The organism is Thermosynechococcus sp. M3746_W2019_013 (assembly GCF_015296045.1).
Lineage (GTDB): Bacteria > Cyanobacteriota > Cyanobacteriia > Thermosynechococcales > Thermosynechococcaceae > Thermosynechococcus.
In genome coordinates, this window is the sequence record NZ_DVDW01000051.1 from 45423 (window position 1) to 64113 (window position 18691).

Genomic DNA, 18691 nt, shown 5'->3' on the forward strand with positions numbered 1-18691 from the left:
TACCAATCTTTGGACGCGGCGATGACCCTGCGGCAAGGCTTGACCTACCTACTGTTGGGGGCGATCGCGATTGCTATGCTCCTCCCGTTGGTATGGCTCACCAGTACCGCCTTTAAGTCTGCCAATGAAGATATTTTTGCCTTTCCGCCCCGCTGGCTGCCCGCCGAACCCACATTGGCAAATGTTGTGACGGTTTGGCAAACGAATCCCTTTGGCCAGTACCTGTTCAACAGTACACTGGTGGCGGTTTTAACGGTGGCCTGTAATCTCCTGACTTCAGCCTTGGCTGCCTATCCCTTGGCACGGCTGTCCTTTCGCGGGCGGGAGGTGATTTTTACCGCCATTTTGGCCACGATCATGATTCCCTTTCAAATCATCATGATTCCCCTGTTTATTTTGGCGGTGCAGTTGGGTCTGCGCAATACCTATCTGGGAATAATGCTGCCGAGTTTGGCTTCTGCCTTTGGTATCTTTCTATTGCGGCAGGCTTTTATGGCAGTGCCCAAGGAACTAGAGGAGGCGGCTCGCCTCGATGGCTGCTCAGAATTGGGGCTGTGGTGGTTTGTGATGCTGCCTGCTATTCGCCCTGCCCTCGTTACCCTTGGGATTTTTGTTTTTATTGGCGCTTGGAGTGATTTTCTCTGGCCGCTGTTGGTTTTGGATCAACCGGAACTTTATACGCTCCCCATTGGTGTGGTGACCTTGGCGGGCACGTTTTCCTTGGATTGGCGACTCATTGCCGCTGGCTCAGTGATTTCCATTGTGCCCGTGTTCATTGTATTTATTTTCTTGCAGCGATATATAATTCCCTCACACACTGGTGCTGGCCTGAAGGGTTAACTTCTTAGGCTGCGATAGCGACTCCTCTGGCGGTGAGCATGTTGGCGGAAGAAGGTTTGAATTTCCGCTGCTCGGCCAAGGGCAATGAGGGTATCCCCCGCCGCTAGGGGCAGGGTTAAGGGGGGATGGGTCACCAAGGCGCCGTTGGGATGGCGAACAGCGACAATAATAAAGCGCCCGCGGCCTTCTGCTTCCACATCGGCGATCTCTAGCCCTGCTAGGGGCGACTCTGGGGGCAGCGTAAACTCCTCAATTTGGAGATCAAGCTGGCTGAGCAGCTCAATGAGGTGACTGCGCTCCTCTTTTTCCTCCAGAAAATCCAAGACTGTGGGGCGAGTAATGAGCTGTACCATGCGCTGGGCGCTGATACTCGAGGGCAAGACCACATGATCTGCGCCGGCAAAACGCAGTTTGGACTCTGTGGTGGGTAATTCACCGTAGGCCAAGATTTGCAATTTGGGATTGAGGCGACGGGCAATTAGCGTAATAAAGACATTGCTGGCATCATCGTCTAAAACCGCCACCAAAGTGCGAGCGCGATCTGCCCCCACGGCCAAGAGTTCATTTTCATCCATCAGATCATCACCGCGATAAAAAGGGTGCCCTGACTGCTGGGCAAGCCGTAGTCGCTGCCGCTGGTTGTCAATCACAACAAAGGGAATTTGGGCGGCGGCCAAGTTCCTCGCCAAGGTGCGACCTAGAGAACCATAGCCGCAAATGATGACGTGCTCCTTGAGCTCAGGAAGATGAGAGGGGGGTGTCATTGGGGGTAGCGGACCCGGGCGGTATACTTACGAATGAGCTTGGGGGCATCTTGGGCGTGCCCCAATAAAATCAATGTATCGCCCACTTCCACAAGGGGATTGGTGCGGGTCGGGAATAGTTGGCCATCGCTTTTGCGCAAGCCAACAATGATAAATGCCCCTTGACCGCGTACCTCCAGTCCTGTCAAGCGCGTACCTACATAAGGGTAATCGGGGGTAATCTCCAGTTCCTCGAGGCGGGCATCAATATGGCTCAAGAGGTCGTTGAGGGTTTCGCGATCGCCCGTTTGTTCGAGGAAATCAATGCGGGGCCGCCGAATGAGGTTCGTCATTTGACTGGCGCCAATTTTTGTCGGCAAGACAATGTGATCTGCCCCTGCCAGGCGTAGCTTCGATTCTGTCGTAGCGAAATTCGCCCGCGCCACAATCAGCAAACTCGGATTCATAGAGCGCGCCGTCAGCGTAATAAAGACATTGATCGTGTCATTGGGCAGCACTGTAGCAAGGGCGATCGCCCGATCAATGCCCACCGCTTGTAGCGTTTCCTCCTCCACCGCACTTCCTAAATAGGCCAAATAGCCCGACTGGATGGCTAAATCAATGCGCTGTTCATTGACATCCAAAATCACAAAAGGGGTTTTGGTGGCGGTTAACTCCTGAGCGACCACCTGGCCAATGCGGCCAAAGCCACAGACAATAACGTGGTGCTTGAGTTTGTTAATGTCGCGGCTGGCCCGCTGCATCTCTAGGAGTTGCTTAATCTCCCCTTCGGTAAACAGTTGCACCACTGCACCGATGGTATAGACGGTTGCAGCACTGCCGGCCACAATAATCATCATGTTGAAGAAGCGTTGCGCCGGCGTAATCAGGGGTCGCACTTCGCTATAGCCAATGCCAAACACGGTGATCACGTACATATAGAGGGCATCAAGCCAGTGCCAGCCAAAGCTGGTATAGCCCGCCACTGCCACCAACATGATGAGGATAAAGAGGGTGATGCCAATAATAAAACGGTTGAGGGCAGGGGTTGCAGGTAACCGTCGCATGGCTTTAATACGTGCGCTCTTGGGGGGGAAACAGGGTAATGGTGACGGGCAGATAGTCAATCTGAATGCCGTTGCTGTTGTGATAGGTGGCTAGGGTGTGGCATAGGAAGTTGACATCATCCCGCTGGGGATAGTCCTCACGGAAGTGGGCACCACGACTCTCTTGGCGGGCAAGGGCGCTGCTTAAAATGACTTCAGCAACCACTAGGATATTGGCCAACTCAAAGGCTTCTATCAGCTCTGTGTTCCAATAGCGCTGGCGATCGTCAAGACGAATCCGGCCATAGGCAGCCTTGAGCTGTTGCAATTCCCCTAAGCCCCGCTGCATTAACTCAGCCGTGCGAAAGACACCACAGTATTGGGTCATACAATCCTGTACTTGCCGCCGCAGTTGGGCAAGGCGCAGATCCCCTGCTTGATCAAAGAGGTGTTGAATCTGCTGCTCTGCTGCTTGTAGATAGGGCTGGGGGTCCAATTGGGGGCGGGGCAGACTCGGTAAATCCTTGGCGATCGCGGCACCGGTGCGGCGGCCATAGACTATACATTCTAAGAGAGAATTACTGCCCAAGCGATTGGCACCGTGCACCGAGACACAGGCACATTCGCCGGCGGCATAAAACCCTGTCACCATTTCTGTGGCATTGGCCCGCACCTGACCATTGACATTGACCGGAATCCCCCCCATGGAGTAGTGCACTGTCGGACGCACAGGAATCGGCGCCACCACCGCATCCACCCCCGCCAAGCGATGGGCTTCCTCCCAACAGAAGGGAATGCGATTCAGGATTTTTTCGCGACCCAAGTGGCGGACATCGAGATAGACAAAAGGCCCACCCGCAGAACCATCACGGTGAATGCCCCGCCCTTCGCGAATTTCGATGGCGATCGCCCGCGAGGTAATATCACGGGGAGCCAGTTCCATACGACTGGGGGCATAGCGTGCCATAAAGCGTTCCCCCTCGGCATTGAGTAGATAAGCCCCTTCGCCGCGCACCGCCTCAGAAATTAAGACGCCCGCTGGATACAACCCCGTCGGGTGAAATTGCACAAACTCCATATCCTCAAGGGGTAAGCCTGCCCGTGCCGTCATCCCTAAGCCATCCCCAGTGGAGGCAAAATCATTAGACGTGGTATTAAAGACCCGACCATAGCCCCCTGTGGCAAAAAGAATGGCGGGTGCCCGCAGAATGTCCAGTTGACCCGTTTCAATGTGGTAGGCAACGACCCCCTTGGCCTGCTGCTCCTCGACAATCAGCCGCAGCACATACCACTCACTCAAAAAGGTGACATTGTACCTCAGGAGATTGCAGTAGAGTTCGTGGAGAATGGCATGACCCGTTTTGTCGGCGGCATAGCAGGTGCGCGGGTGAGTGTGACCGCCAAAGGGACGTTGGGCAATGCGGCCATCGGGCAGGCGAGAAAAGAGCACCCCCAAGTGCTCAAGGTCAATCACCACACCGGGCGCTTCTTGGGCAAGAATGGCTACAGCATCCTGATCCGCAAGAAAGTCTGACCCCTTGACCGTATCAAAGGCATGGCTTTCCCAAGAGTCTTCGGTGTCCACATTTTTGAGGGTAGCCGCAATGCCCCCTTGGGCGGCAACGGAGTGGGAACGAATGGGATGGGTTTTGGCCACAAGGGCAATGGGGGTCTCGGGGGCCAGCCGGCAAATTTCCAAAGCAGCCCGACAGCCTGCTAGGCCACCACCGACAATCACAACGCCAAAGTCTTGCATCGTCCGTTTGTTCAGCATCCTTTCCTATACTAGTTTGGCGATTAGGAGAGTGACGGCGGCAGCAAAGATGAAACCAAGATAAAAACAGTCGCAAAATGATCTTGCGCGCCTCACGCTGAATCGTTAGAGTGGCAGTACGGTTCTTTTTTCAGTGGGGTGCCCGAAGGCCGGTCTTCGCCACGACCGTTGAGGCAGAGTGGTTTTGATGCTTTTGCCTGGGTTCTCTCTCTGTGAAAAGAACTGTCATTCTACTGGAGGCAGCCGTCCTTGAGTGCATTTTTTCTTCACTATGGGGGGTGTGGGGTGCGCCATTGGTGCGATCGCGATCGGGCAGCGGTCATGCACCTCATTGCCAATGTCCTCAGTGAGTTTGGCCTTTCTTGGCAACCCGAGGGAGCCGATGCCGATGTGGTTCACGTTGAAGATTACTACCATCGCCGGGGTGGACAATTTTGGGTGGTGGAGCAAGCTGCGGAAGTCGTTGGCACAATTGCTTTCTATCCCATTCAGCGGGGCGAAGCGGCTGTGGAAATTCGCAAGATGTACCTTCATCCGCGGGTGCGTGGCCAAGGCCTAGGGACATTCCTCCTGCACCATCTGGAAGCAGCAATTCAAGCGGCGGGCTACCGCAAAATCTGGATTGAAACCGCCTCAGTGATGACTGTGGCTGTGCATTTGTACGAGAAGGCGGGCTATCGGCCCGCCACGGGTGTGGAAACGCAGCGCTGCGATCGGGTCTATGTCAAGGACGTAGTGCTCCATGGTATGGCTTCGATGGCTTCTGCCCCCTGCTAGTCTTATTCTCCTGCTGGTTTCCCCTGCCGTCTTTGGTCTCTGCCGCCAAGACTTGGCTCGCGCTATTGCACAGGAGATCCAAAATCCCCAATGGCAACGGGGACAGTGGGGCATTGTGGTGCGGGATTTGAGCAGTGGCGAGGTGCTCTACAACCACCAAGGGGAAAAACTCTTTTTGGTGGCTTCGAATGTGAAGCTGACCACGGTAGCTGCTGCCCTTGACTACTGGGGAGCGAGTCATCGCTTTGTCACCACCCTGAGCGCGCGATCGCCCGACCGAACAACCCTGCGTCTTCAGGGCAGTTTTGATCCCAGTTTCAGCAGCCAAGCCCTGCAACAAATGGCCACTAGCCTTGCTCAGCAGGGGATTCGCCAGATTCAAGTCTTGGAGCTTGGCGGCGTAACACCCGTGACGATTGAACCCACATGGGCAATCGAAGACCTCACGATGGGCAATGCCGCCGTCATTCTGCGCTTAAGTATTAATCAAAATGCCCTCAACCTAGAGGTGAGACCGCAACAGTTGGGTCAACCCTTAGCCCTACGGCAGCCGGAGACTAATTTTCGAGTGGTCAATGAGACCCGCACCGTGGCTCCCTCTGAGCCGGAATTTTTGGAAAGTGAGGTGCGCGGCCAGCAGATCATTGTGCGCGGTCAACTCCATAGGGGCAGTGAGCCAGCAGAAATGCGCATTCCCCTGCGGGAGCCCATCCCCTATCTTCAGCAGCAGGTGCAGCGTGCCTTTGCCCAAGCAGGCATTCAGGTGCAGCAGATTCGCCCTGTGGAAACAGCAGAGCCGTTACCGGATTTATTGGTGCGCCATGCCTCACCCCCCCTAGGCCAGTTAATCTTGCCAATTCTCCAAGAGAGTGACAATTTCTATGCAGAAATGCTCTTTGCAGCTCTGGAGGCTGCACAACCCGGTTATCGCCAACGTTACTTGGCGCAGATTGGGGTGCAAGGGGCTGTGTTAGTGGATGGTTCCGGACTGTCGCGGCAAAATTGGCTGACCCCCAATGGTTTAGTGACGCTGTTGCAACAAATGGCGCGCACCGATCATGCCTTGCTGTGGCGGCGATCGCTCCCCCTTGCGGGGCGATCCGGAACCCTGCGCCAGCGTCTGCGGGATACGGCAGCTCAGGATCGCGTCTGGGCCAAAACAGGGACTTTGCGAGGGGTGGCTGCCCTAGCAGGCTATGTGGAACCCCTCGAGGATCGCCCCCTAGTCTTTAGCATGGTTGTCAATCAAGCAGGGGAAACAACGGCACACCTGCGTGCGGGGTTGGATCGGATGGTGGTTCTGCTCGCCCAATTGCGGGCTTGCGATCGCGCCTCAGAGGTTGGGGGCGATCGCTGGGGGCTAGGGTTCCACCGTCATTTGTAATCTAGGGAACTGCGTTATAGTGTTCTCAAAAAGGGGTGCCGAATCTTGGCGAGCAGTGCTCAGGCTGTCGGCAATCGGCGGGGTAAATTTTAGGAGGTATCCAATGCTAACGGAAACGCGTCCGCGGGACGTTCAAGTGGCGGAAATTGCACCGGGGATTTTGGTTCTGCGATCGCGCACTTGGGATCGGCTGAAGTTTGAAGTAGAATATGGCCGCCAACAGGGAACCACCTCCAATTCCTACCTCATTCAGGCCCCCCAACCCACGCTTCTAGATCCGCCGGGGGAATCCTTTACCCAGATTTATTTACAAGAACTCCAGCAGCACATTGATCTGAGTCAACTGCGGTACCTGATTCTCAGTCATGTCAACTCCAATCGCCTTGCCACCGTCAAGGTCTTGCTGGAAAAAGCGCCCCAGATCACTATTGTCTGCTCTAAGGCTGCAGCAGTGGCATTGCGCTCTGCGGTTGGTGAGCAGTTGAATCTCTGGATTCCGCGGGCGGAAACCCCCTTGGAGTTGGGGGGCGATCGCCAACTCATGTTTATTGCCGCTGCTACGCCCCGCTGGCCCGATGGTCTAATGACCGTTGATCCCCAAAATCAAATTGTGTTCAGCGACAAGCTCTTTGGTGCCCATGTCTGTGGCGATAGTCTCTACGATGAGCAGTGGAAAAAACTGGATGAGGATCGTGCCTACTACTTTGAATGTTTGCATGCAGCACAAACCCGCCAAGTGGAAAGCATTTTGGATCGCTTGGCAGAACTGACACCGCCCCCGCGCCTCTATGCCCCCGCCCACGGCCCGATTGTCAAGTTTAGCCGTAGCCGCCTCTTTCAGGACTATCGCGACTGGTGCCAAGCCCAAACGGCACAGGACACCAAGGTAGCGCTTTTCTATGCCTCTGCCTATGGCAATACGGCAATTCTGGCCAATGCGATTGCCCAGGGGCTAACCGCCGCCGGCGTTCAAGTGGAAGCTGTTAACTGTGAAACCACTCCCCCAGCGGAAATGCAAGCCTTGATCCACAGTAGCGACGGCTTTATCATTGGCTCGCCCACCCTAGGAGGGCACATGCCGACCCAGGTGCAGACCGCCTTGGGCTTTATCTTGGCAGAAGGCAGCCAAACCAAGCTGGCTGGGGTCTTTGGCTCCTACGGTTGGAGTGGCGAGGCCATTGATGACATTGAGCAAAAGCTCGTTGATGCCGGCTATACCCTTGGCTTTGAAACACTGCGGGTGAAGTTTACCCCCACAGCTAGCGATCTTGAAAAATGCCAAATTGCTGCCAGCGAGTTTGCCCAAGCCCTGAAAAAACTGCGCAAGAGCCGCACTGTTCGCCCTCCCAGTCTAGCGGAGGCACAAGTGGATCGCACCGAACAGGCTGTGAATCGGGTGGTCGGTTCCCTGTGTGTTCTGACCACCCTACCCGAAGGGTGTTTTCACCTTACCCAAGCGGCGGCTATTTTGGTGTCGTCGGTCTCCCAAGCCTCTTTTCATCCCCCTGGCATCACGGTGTCCTTGCCCCAGGAATGGGCGGAAAGCCTCTGCCTAGTGGGCGATCGCTTTGTCTTGAATATTCTCAAGGAAGGCAGTCCCCTAGTACGTCAATTTCAGCAGGCGCAACGCCTGGGGGAGCAACAGCTAGCGACGCTTGGCCTCAAAAGCGCTGAGAGTGGTGCCCCCATTTTGCTCGATGCCCTTGCCTATTTGGAGTGCACCGTAGAGTCCCGCATGAACTGTGGCAATCACTGGCTCATCTATGCCGTGGTCGAAAGTGGCGAGTTGCTGCAAACCAGTGGCTTAACCGCAATCCAACATCGCAAAACCAGCAGTTAGCCCAGGCATCTAGAACGCGTTTTCAGCGGTTAATTCAGCCCCTTGTTGCTGCGCTAGCTCCTCGGGATGGGTGAGCAGATAAAGCATCGGCAAATCTTCTTCGCAAATATGGCGGACCACCAGAGTACCAATGGCCTCTATCGTTGCCGGCGTTAGGTTTTCAGGATGCCTGTGCACCTCCTCAAGCCGGCCACTCAAATCTCGCAGCAAATTTTGGTGAGCGGCACGGTGGGAGAGATAGAGGGGATGGTTGGCAGTAGCCATCAGGGTCTCTTCGTGCTGAAAGTGGCGTTCCGTTTCCCTGGCGCAGGCTTGTAACTGCGGCTTGACCTGGGAAAAGGTTGCCCCGGCGGCGATCGCCGAGCGTAGCTGCTGTAACATCTCCAAGAGTGCCTGATGCTCCTGATCGACCTTCGCCAAGCCAGAGACAAACGCTGCCTGCCATGCCAGCCCATCCATGAATAAACCCTCCCGATTGCAACGGGAAAAAGTATTTTGACCTATTGCCTTCAGCCTAGCTGCTTCCCATTGCAGCAGGTAGGCACTGTTACAAACCGTAGCGGACTAGGGCTTTTGGGCTAAGAAGGCTTAACCGCTACCCAATACTTACTCATAAAGTGGTGCTGCACCTCTTTGACCACCAGACCCGCCTTTTCTAAGCGAATGTTGAGATCATCCTCGATATAGTTGCGGTAAAAGGGCTCGTGGAAAAGGTTGGCAAAGTTTTCCATCATCGGACGCTGCTCTGGGGAATCCAAGGCTTGAATTGAGTCACAGATGACAAAGATGCCTCCCGGCTGCAGAACGCGGGCGCATTCATAGATCACGTTTTGGCGCACGGGGGCGGGCAGTTCATGGAAGAGAAAGACACAGGTGATGGCGCTAAAATAGCTATCCACGTAGGGCAGGCTTTCAGCGTTGCCCTGAATCAGTTGCGGCAGCGCACCCGCCTGGGTCGCCAGTAGGGCGTTGGCTTTGCGCAGGTAGGCGGGGGACAAATCAAGGCCAAAGAGCACCGCCGCTGGGAAAGCGTAGCGCAGTTGTTTTAGGGTGCGACCGGTGCCACAGGCAACATCGAGAATGCGCAGGGGTGGCGCGGGGGGATGAGCAACAAAATGTTGGGCAATGGGGGCAATCACCCGCCGCCGCATTGCATCTGCCGTGCCACCAAAGAGCAGTTCCACTTGGACATCGTAGAGGTTGGCGGAGGTTTCACTGAGGTAGCCATCGGTTTGGTAGTGGAAGTTCTGCCGATAGTACTGCGGATAGTCCTCAAGGCGCAGGTTTTTAGCAAACTCCTGAAATTGGCGCGATCGCGCCCGCTGCCACATCTGCGGCAAGTCTAGCAACAGCAGGGGATAAAAGCGGAGGAACTCTTCCCAAGGGGCATCAAAGAGCAGGGCAGCAGGATAGAAACCTGCGGCGGCGTCCTGCCAATCTTGCTGGAGTAGAGTTTCGTAGCGTTCCTTGAGCCAGGCTTGCAATTCGGGGCTGAGGGGTTGCGTCCGTTCTTCCGTGGGAAAGACCGTATTCAAAAGCCGCGCACTCAGGGTTTTGTGGGCGATCGCAAAAATGTTTTTACCCCATTGCAGGGCTTGATAGCTACTGTGAAGCGTCTCTTCCACAAAGGGCAACTGAGAGGCAAAGGGCGCAACCAACATAGCTCTTAACTAAACTTCATAATTTCCATTCCCCACTATATCGCAAACCCTAGGGGCAGTACCCCCGTTCGCGGTACCAAGTCACAGCGTCCCGCAGTGCCTCATCAATCGGCGTCTGGGGCAAACCCAATTCAGCCACAGCTTTGCGGGCATCGTAAAACATTTTTTGCTGGGCCATGCGCACCCCATCCACAGGAATCGCGGGGGGTTTGCCCAAAGCCCCCAGCACCACTTCATCCAACCAAGCCACCACTAAGGGAATCCCAATGGGAATTTCGCCAAGGGGGCGCGGCAGCCCAGTCATCGCGGCTAATCGTCCCAGAATGTCTGCCAGCGTTAGGTTTTGGTGACCGAGGATGTAGCGTTCACCCGTTTTGCCTTTTTCTAAGGCCAAAAGATGACCGATCGCCACATCCCGCACATGGATCAGGTTCAACCCCGTGTTGACGTAAAAGGGCATCTGTCGCCGTAAAAAGCGCAGGATGATTTCACCGGTGGGGGTGGGCTTTGCATCCCCAGCACCAATGGGGGTACTGGGGTTGACAATCACAATATCTTGGCCTTGGGAGATTGCCTCGTGAGCCACCTGCTCTGCCCAGTACTTGGAGCGCTTGTACTCGCTGATCAGCTTTTCGGGGGGGCTTTGGTAGGCTTCGGTGGTGGGTTGGCCACTGGGATCAACACCAATGGCGGCGACGGAACTGGTGTAAACCGTGCGCTCAATACCAGCCTCACGGGCAGCGGCCAAGATGCGACGGGTGCCCTCCACATTAACGGCATAGAGAAGGCGGCGATCGCGCCGCCACAGACTGTAATGGGCTGCAACATGGAAGAGCACTTGGCACCCCTCCATCAAGGTGACGAGGTCGCTAGTGCATAAATCCCCTTGCACCAGCTCCACATCCCATGGCTTGAGATGATCGGCCCGCTGCGGTTGTCGCACCAGGGCACGGACACGATAGCCCCCTTCTGCGAGAACCTGAGCCACATGGGTACCGACAAAGCCACTGGCACCCGTGAGAAAGGCGGTAGTGCTCAATCTGCCGCTGCCTCCATGCTACCGGGGGGCAGGACCGCTGCCGTGACAATTGCATCCTCCTCATCTAGCCGTTGCAGACGGACGCCCGTGGCCGATCGCGACTGTGAGGAAATGTCCATCACCTTTTGGCGAATGATGATGCCGCGACTGGTAACAATCATCAGTTCATCCTCGGCATTGACAATCCGCAGCGCCGCCAGTTGATCCTCATTGCTTTTGGCTTTGAACTTGGTGGCGGTAATGCCCATGCCAGCGCGGTTTTGCAGCCGGAACTGTTGCACCGGTACCCGCTTGCCGTAGCCATTGGTGGTGATCACCAGTACCCAAGGGCCTTCACTGTGAACGACTGTTTCCTCAGCATCTTCACTCTCGGCACGGTCATCCTCAGGGGTGGCGGCAAAACGGTTGGCGATCGCCGCCGGTAGAATATCCATCCCCACCAGTTCATCCCCCGGCCGCAGGCTCATGGATTTGACCCCCCGGGTGGCACGGCCAAGGGGGCGCAGTTGATCGTGACTGGCGCGAAAATGAATCGCCATGCCCTGGCGCGAGCCGATGATAATGGTGTCCTCTTCGCGGGTACGGCGCACCCACCGCAGTTGATCTCCCTCTTCAAGGGAAATCGCAATCAGGCCATTGGCGCGGATATTACTAAAGGCCGCCAGTGGTGTTTTCTTAATGAAGCCCTTACGGGTGAGCATCACGAGATACTCATCTTCACTAAATTCTTGGACAGCAATGACGGAGGTAATTTTTTCCTCGCGGGGAATGGGTAGCAGTTGAACAATGGGGGTGCCGCGGGCTTGGCGGGAGCCACTGGGAATTTGGTAGGCGGGCAAGGCATAGACTAAACCGCGATCGCTAAAGAAAAGAATGCGATCGTGATCATTACAGCTAAAGAAGTGCTCAACGGCATCATCTTCCTTAATCTCTGCTCCTTTGCGTCCCCGGCCATCGCGACTTTGGGCTTCAAAGGTATCCACCGGCATCCGCTTGATGTAGCCCTGCTGGGTAACGAGAATGACGGATTTATCGTTGGCAATTAAATCGGTGTCGCTAATCTCCCCATCCGCTTGTACAATTCGCGATCGCCGCGGCGTGGCATACTTGGCCTTGAGTTCTGTCACTTCTTTTTCAATAATCTCCAGTACCCGCTGCCGATGGGCCAAAATATCCCGGTAATCGGCAATTTGCCGCTGCAGCTCCGCATGCTCCCGCTCAATTTTTTCCGCCTCTAGGGCGGTGAGGCGCCGCAGTTGCATCTGTAAAATGGCATCGGCTTGGGCCTCACTGAGGGCATAGGTTTGCATCAATTGCTGGCGAGCAAGGGCAGTGTCACTGGCGCTGCGAATGAGTTGAATCACGGCATCGAGATTGGCCAGCGCCACCAGCAATCCTTGGAGCAGGTGATCCCGTTCTTCGGCCTTGCGCAGGGCATAGCGGGTACGGCGGGCGATCGCCTCTTCGCGGAAACGAAGGAACACCTCTAAACTGCGCTTGAGGGTCAGCAGTTGCGGCTCGCCGTTGACGATCGCCAGCATATTGGCCCCAAAATTGACCTGTAGCGGCGTTTGCTTGTAAAGATTGTTCAGCACCACGCGGGGGTAGGCATCCCGCTTTAGCTCAATCACCACCCGAATCCCATCGCGATCGCTTTCGTCGCGCAGATCGGCAATGCCCTCAATTTTTTTCTCATTGACCAACTCGGCAATTTTTTCCATCAGTGCTGCCTTGTTGGTTTGGTAGGGTAACTCCGTAACGATAATGGCCTCACGGGGTTGGCGACCCGGCGCTTCAAGGGTTTCAATCGTGGCCACTGCCCGCAGCGTAATCGAACCGCGACCGGTGGTGTAGGCCTCTTCAATCCCCCCTTGGCCGAGGATATGCCCCCCGGTGGGAAAATCAGGTCCCGGAATGTAGTGCATTAGCTCGCGATCGCTGATCTGAGGATGATGGATTAGGGCCACCAGCCCATCCACCAGTTCCCCCAAGTTATGGGGCGGGATATTCGTGGCCATCCCCACGGCAATGCCGGAGGTCCCATTGAGCAGCAACTGGGGAATGCGTGCCGGTAAAACCAGGGGTTCCTGCTGGGAGCCATCAAAGTTATCCACAAAGTCCACGGTTTCCTGCTCAATGTCCTGCAACAGGGCTTCCGTGGCCAGGGCTTGCAGCCGACACTCGGTGTACCGCATTGCCGCCGGTGGATCGTTGTCAATGGAGCCAAAGTTGCCATGACCCTCAATGAGGGGGTGACGCATGGAGAAGTCCTGAGCCATCCGCACCAGGGCATCATAGACCGCCGAATCGCCGTGGGGGTGATATTTCCCTAGCACTTCCCCCACCACACGGGCACATTTGCGAAAGGGGCGATCGCTGGTCAGCCCCAACTCGTGCATTGCATAAAGAATCCGGCGGTGGACCGGTTTGAGACCATCGCGGGCATCGGGAAGGGCACGCCCAACAATGACGCTCATGGCATATTCAAGGTAGGAGCGCGAAATTTCCTCCCGTAACTCAGTGGGAATGATCCGAGAAGAATCAGCAGCAAAGCTCATGGGCGTGTTCTACCAAGCAATTGATCTGGAAGCCTTGTTGTTCAGGTGGAAAATTTAATGATATCACGCTCGCCCGAAGCCAACCTCAACCCCTCTCTGCTGCGGCATTCTAGCCCTCAAGTCCGCCGCGGCGAGCGCTGGTTTTGCTGGGCCGATAGCCAAACCTTAACAATCTCTTGCTTTGGCGTTTCTGGATCCAAAAGAAACCCCTATAATAGCGAAAGACCCTATACGTTGCTCCATTGCCAGCACTCTCTAATCCCTAACTGTCGCCTTGGCTCACCCGTGGGAGTCGTGGCGTTTTTCAGTCCCTAGAGCAGGTTGCTGTTGCCAAGACAACGTTTGAATCCCTCAGTCGATTGAACGCTTTCAGACCCATGCAACAATCCACCTTTGCTTCCTCCGTGCATCAAGTTGGTTACCATGGACAGCCTTGGCTTGTGGCCGAGCGAGATGCCTGTGGTGTGGGTTTTGTTGCCCATCGCAAGGGGGTGGCCAGTCACCGCATCTTGACCCAAGCCCTTGAGGGATTGACCTGCCTTGAACACCGGGGGGGCTGTAGTGCCGATCGCGATTCCGGGGATGGCGCTGGCATCATGACGGCGATTCCGTGGGAATTGTTGCCGGAGTTTGGTGTGCCGCGACAGCGGATTGGGGTGGCGATGATCTTTTTACCCCAAGGGGCGGCAACAGCAGTGGCCAAAGCCATTGTTGAAAAAGTCCTCAGTGAAAATGAGCTGCGCCTGTTGGGCTGGCGACCTGTGCCCGTGAACCCCAGTGTGTTGGGGGTGCAAGCAAAACAAACTCAGCCTCAGATTGAGCAGCTTTTTGTGGCTTCGAGCAAAGCCAGTGGCGATGAACTGGAGCGGCAACTCTATTTGACCCGCAAGCGCATTGAGCGCGCGATCGCCCAAACGAAAGCCGACTGGCAACGGGACTTTTATATTTGTTCCTTCTCGACCCGCACGATTGTCTATAAGGGCATGGTGCGATCGGTGGTGCTGGCCCAGTTTTACGACGATCTACGCAACCCGAAGTACATTACCCCCTTTGCTTTGTATCACCGGCGCTTTAGTACCAACACAATGCCCAAGTGGGCCTTGGCGCAACCAATGCGGATGCTGGGGCACAATGGCGAAATCAATACCCTCCTAGGGAATATTAACTGGATGCGGGCGCGCTCTGCTCAATTGAGCCATCCCTACTGGGGAGATGCCTTTGCCGACCTGCTGCCCATTGTTAATGCCGAAAACAGCGACTCCGCGAACCTCGACAACGTTCTTGAACTGCTGGTGCAATCGGGACGACAGCCCTTGCAGGCAATGATGATGCTGGTTCCCGAGGCCTATCAAAATCAGCCCGATTTGGCGGATCACCCAGAGGTGGTGGACTTTTATGAATACTACGGCGGCCTTCAAGAGGCTTGGGATGGTCCTGCCTTGGTGGCCTTTTCCGATGGCAAAATTGTCGGCGCCACCCTCGATCGCAATGGCCTGCGACCCGCCCGCTACACCCTCACCAGTGATGACCTAGTGATTGTGGCTTCGGAGGCGGGCAGTATTCAAATTGACGAAGCAACGGTGATTGAAAAAGGCCGTCTAGGTCCCGGGCAGATGATTGCCGTTGACTTGGAGCACCAAGAACTGCTCACCAACTGGCAAATCAAGCAGCGGGTGGCACAGCAGCAGCCCTACGGTGAATGGCTGAAAACCTATCGCCAAGAGCTTACTCCCCAACCCTACGGCGAAGCCCCCACACTTGATCCGCAAACCTGCCTGCAACAGCAAATGGCCTTTGGCTTCAGTGCCGAAGATGTGGAAATGATCATTGAGGCCATGGCGAAGGACGGCAAGGAACCCACCTTCTGCATGGGGGACGACATTCCCTTGGCGGTGCTGTCTCAGCAACCCCACTTGCTCTACGACTACTTCAAACAGCGCTTTGCCCAAGTGACCAATCCCGCCATTGATCCGCTGCGGGAAAAACTGGTGATGTCACTGGTGACTCGCCTTGGTAAGCGAGGGAATCTGCTCGTTGAAAGCCCGGAACATGCTCGCCTCCTGCAACTCAATTCACCCCTGATCAACGAGGCGGAGCTAGAGGAAATTCTCAAGGCCCCCTTTGGCACCACTCGCCTTTCAACGCAGTTTGCGATCGCCGGGGGGCCTGCGGCGCTTGAGGCTGCTGTGGATCGGCTCTGCGCACAGGCCGCCGCTGCAGTGGCAGCAGGTGCCGAAATCCTGGTGCTCAGCGATCGCCACAACCTTGCCGGCGAACCCCATCTTCTGGATGCGGACACCTCCTACATTCCGCCCCTATTGGCCGTCGGTGCAGTGCACCACCACTTGATTGCCCAGGGCATTCGCCGGCGGGTCTCCCTGGTGGTGGAAACCGCCCAATGCTGGAGTACCCATCACTTTGCCTGTCTGATTGGCTATGGGGCGGGGGCAGTGTGTCCCTACCTGAGCTGGGAAACGATTCGCCAGTGGTGGCATAGCGATCGCACCCAAAGCTTGATGGCCAAGGGCAAACTACCGCAGCTGACGCTGCAACAGGTGCAGGCCAACTATCGCAAAGCAGTCGAGGAGGGACTCCTAAAAATCCTCTCCAAGATGGGCATCTCTTTGATTGCTAGTTACCGCGGTGCCCAAATTTTTGAGGCCATTGGCATTGGCGATGACCTGCTCAAGAAGGCCTTCGTTGGCACCACGTCGCGGGTGGGGGGTCTTACCCTCCAAGACTTGGCTCAAGAAACAATTGCCTTTCACCACAAGGCCTTCCCCGAACTCACCGCCAAGAAACTGGAGAACTTTGGCTTTGTCCAATTCCGTCCCGGTGGCGAGTACCACATGAATAATCCGGAGATGGCCAAGGCACTCCACAAGGCGGTGAGTAGCAATAGCTATGACCATTACGAGGTCTATCGTCGCCAACTCACCGGTCGGGTACCCACAGCACTGCGGGATCTATTAGACTTCCAAAGCGATCGCCCCAGTATTCCCCTAGAGGAGGTTGAACCCGCCAGTGAAATTGTCAAACGCTTCTGTACGGGGGGGATGTCTTTGGGGGCCCTCTCGCGGGAAGCGCATGAGGTGCTAGCGATCGCCATGAACCGCCTCGGCGCCAAATCCAACTCCGGCGAGGGCGGTGAAGATCCCATTCGTTTTCAAGTGCTCACGGATGTGGATGCCCAGGGGCACTCTCCCCAATTTCCCCATCTGCGGGGCTTGCGCAATGGCGATACCGCTAGCTCAGCAATTAAACAGGTAGCCTCCGGTCGCTTTGGCGTCACCCCCGAGTATTTGATCAATGCCCAGCAAATTGAAATTAAGATTGCCCAGGGGGCGAAACCGGGGGAAGGGGGGCAACTGCCGGGCAGCAAAGTCAGCCCCTACATTGCCATGCTGCGGCGCTCCAAGCCGGGGGTGTCTTTGATCTCACCGCCGCCCCACCACGACATTTACTCCATTGAGGATTTGGCGCAACTCATCTTTGATCTGCATCAGATCAACCCCCAAGCGCAAGTCTCTGTGAAGCTGGTGGCCGAAATTGGTATTGGTACGATTGCTGCTGGGGTCGCCAAGGCCAACGCCGATGTGATTCAAATTTCCGGTCACGATGGTGGCACTGGCGCGTCACCCCTAAGTTCGATTAAGCATGCCGGCAGTCCCTGGGAACTGGGCCTAACGGAGGTGCACCGCGTTCTCCTAGAAAACCAACTGCGCGATCGCGTGATTCTGCGGGTGGATGGTGGCCTCAAGTGTGGCTGGGATGTGGTCATGGGAGCCCTGATGGGTGCCGAGGAATTTGGGTTTGGTTCGGTGGCCATGATTGCTGAGGGCTGTATCATGGCACGGATTTGCCACACCAATAACTGCCCCGTGGGGGTGGCTACTCAAAAAGAGGACCTGCGCAAGCGTTTCCCCGGCCTCCCTGAGCATGTGGTGAACTTTTTCCTCTTTATTGCTGAAGAGGTGCGCTCCATTCTGGCAAAACTGGGCTATCGCACCCTCAATGAGATCATTGGCCGCGCCGATTTACTGGTGCCGCGGCAGGATGTCACCCTGACCAAGACTGGCCCCCTGAATTTGGCTTGCCTCACAAAGCTGCCCGATACGCGGAGCGATCGCCGCTGGTTGCAGCACGAAACCGTGCACAGTAACGGTGCCGTGCTCGATGATGAAATTTTGGCACGCCCAGAGGTGCAAGCCGCCATTGAGAAGCAGCAAACCGTTGAACTAGAGCTGCCCATTGTCAACACCGATCGCACCGTGGGGGCACGCATTGCCGGTGTCATTGCCAAAAAGTACGGCAACACTGGTTTTGAAGGTCAGATTACCCTCAACTTCCGAGGCAGTGCTGGCCAAAGCTTTGGGGCCTTCAATTTGCCGGGGATGATTCTGAACCTCACCGGCGAGGCCAACGATTACGTGGGCAAGGGAATGCACGGGGGTGAAATCATTATCAAGCCCCCTGCCAATGCCCCTTACGCAGCTGCGGACAACGTCATTATTGGCAATACCTGCCTCTATGGCGCCACGGGTGGGTTCCTCTTTGCCAATGGCCGTGCTGGTGAGCGCTTTGCTGTTCGCAACTCCAAGGCCTATGCGGTTGTGGAGGGCACAGGGGATCACTGTTGTGAATACATGACCGGTGGGGTGGTTGTGGTCTTGGGTACCACGGGTCGCAATGTGGCTGCCGGTATGACAGGGGGCTTGGCCTACGTTTTGGATGAAGCCGGTAACTTCCCCGCCAAGGTCAACCCTGAAATTGTCAAGCTGCAGCGGGTCACCTCTGCCATTGGCGCCGCTCAACTCAAGCAACTCATTATTGCCCACCACGAGCGCACGGGCAGTGCCAAGGCGGCCATGATTCTCGAGCGATGGGAGCAGTATTTGCCCCTCTTTTGGCAGGTGGTGCCGCCCTCGGAAGCCAATACACCGGAGGTGGTGGGGGAGGCAGCACCCCAGACGGATAGTAAAGTCCTGAGTCCCCTTTCCTAAAGCCTTGCTCTTTTCTAGCTAGCCTA

At 56.0% G+C, this 18691-nt stretch carries 12 protein-coding genes; 5 read left to right on the plus strand and 7 right to left on the minus strand.

What is annotated here, in order from left to right; translation table 11 throughout:
* Nucleotides 1–21: 21 nt before the first annotated feature.
* Nucleotides 22–840: a carbohydrate ABC transporter permease gene (locus IGQ16_RS09515; protein ID WP_024124245.1), complete on the plus strand. Its 819-nt coding sequence runs from the start codon at nucleotides 22–24 to the stop codon at nucleotides 838–840.
* Here IGQ16_RS09515 and IGQ16_RS09520 read toward each other — a convergent pair.
* From IGQ16_RS09520 to IGQ16_RS09530, 3 genes are read right to left on the minus strand one after another with little or no spacing between them, the layout of a single operon-like run.
* Nucleotides 837–1604 (minus strand): NAD-binding protein, encoded by a 768-nt coding sequence (locus tag IGQ16_RS09520; RefSeq protein WP_024124244.1) that lies wholly within the window; start codon nucleotides 1602–1604, stop codon nucleotides 837–839. The genes IGQ16_RS09515 and IGQ16_RS09520 overlap by 4 nt on opposite strands.
* Nucleotides 1601–2650, minus strand: coding sequence for a TrkA family potassium uptake protein (locus IGQ16_RS09525; RefSeq protein ID WP_024124243.1), 1050 nt, complete (start codon nucleotides 2648–2650; stop codon nucleotides 1601–1603). Before IGQ16_RS09525 ends, IGQ16_RS09520 begins: the two co-directional genes overlap by 4 nt.
* A 4-nt stretch (nucleotides 2651–2654) precedes the next feature.
* A complete protein-coding gene (locus IGQ16_RS09530; RefSeq protein WP_297040975.1) occupies nucleotides 2655–4385 on the minus strand; it encodes a succinate dehydrogenase/fumarate reductase flavoprotein subunit in 1731 nt (576 codons plus the stop codon).
* A gap of 303 nt (nucleotides 4386–4688) precedes the next feature.
* Between IGQ16_RS09530 and IGQ16_RS09535 the strand changes: the two genes are divergently transcribed.
* The 3 genes from IGQ16_RS09535 to IGQ16_RS09545 all read left to right on the plus strand — a co-directional run bounded on the left by IGQ16_RS09535 (nucleotide 4689) and on the right by IGQ16_RS09545 (nucleotide 8404).
* Nucleotides 4689–5180: a GNAT family N-acetyltransferase gene (locus IGQ16_RS09535; RefSeq protein ID WP_024124241.1), complete on the plus strand. Its 492-nt coding sequence runs from the start codon at nucleotides 4689–4691 to the stop codon at nucleotides 5178–5180.
* Complete coding sequence (gene dacB / locus IGQ16_RS09540) at nucleotides 5146–6564, plus strand: D-alanyl-D-alanine carboxypeptidase/D-alanyl-D-alanine-endopeptidase (RefSeq protein ID WP_297061217.1); 1419 nt, start codon at nucleotides 5146–5148, stop codon at nucleotides 6562–6564. The genes IGQ16_RS09535 and dacB overlap by 35 nt, the downstream gene beginning before the upstream one ends.
* A gap of 103 nt (nucleotides 6565–6667) precedes the next feature.
* Complete coding sequence (locus tag IGQ16_RS09545; RefSeq protein ID WP_024124239.1) at nucleotides 6668–8404, plus strand: diflavin flavoprotein; 1737 nt, start codon at nucleotides 6668–6670, stop codon at nucleotides 8402–8404.
* Nucleotides 8405–8413: 9 nt separating this feature from the next.
* Here IGQ16_RS09545 and IGQ16_RS09550 read toward each other — a convergent pair whose 3' ends face one another.
* From IGQ16_RS09550 to gyrA, 4 genes are all read right to left on the minus strand, one after another.
* A complete protein-coding gene (locus IGQ16_RS09550; protein WP_024124238.1) occupies nucleotides 8414–8863 on the minus strand; it encodes a hemerythrin family protein in 450 nt (149 codons plus the stop codon).
* A gap of 119 nt (nucleotides 8864–8982) precedes the next feature.
* Nucleotides 8983–10065: a class I SAM-dependent methyltransferase gene (locus tag IGQ16_RS09555; protein WP_024124237.1), complete on the minus strand. Its 1083-nt coding sequence runs from the start codon at nucleotides 10063–10065 to the stop codon at nucleotides 8983–8985.
* A gap of 49 nt (nucleotides 10066–10114) precedes the next feature.
* Complete coding sequence (gene hpnA / locus IGQ16_RS09560) at nucleotides 10115–11104, minus strand: hopanoid-associated sugar epimerase (protein ID WP_297061222.1); 990 nt, start codon at nucleotides 11102–11104, stop codon at nucleotides 10115–10117.
* Nucleotides 11101–13662 carry a DNA gyrase subunit A gene (gene gyrA, locus IGQ16_RS09565; protein WP_297061223.1) on the minus strand — a complete coding sequence of 854 codons (2562 nt, stop codon included), beginning with the start codon at nucleotides 13660–13662 and terminating at the stop codon, nucleotides 11101–11103. The genes hpnA and gyrA overlap by 4 nt, the downstream gene beginning before the upstream one ends.
* A 377-nt stretch (nucleotides 13663–14039) precedes the next feature.
* Between gyrA and IGQ16_RS09570 the strand changes: the two genes are divergently transcribed.
* Complete coding sequence (locus IGQ16_RS09570) at nucleotides 14040–18665, plus strand: glutamate synthase-related protein (protein WP_297061226.1); 4626 nt, start codon at nucleotides 14040–14042, stop codon at nucleotides 18663–18665.
* The last annotated feature ends 26 nt before the right edge of the window (nucleotides 18666–18691 follow it).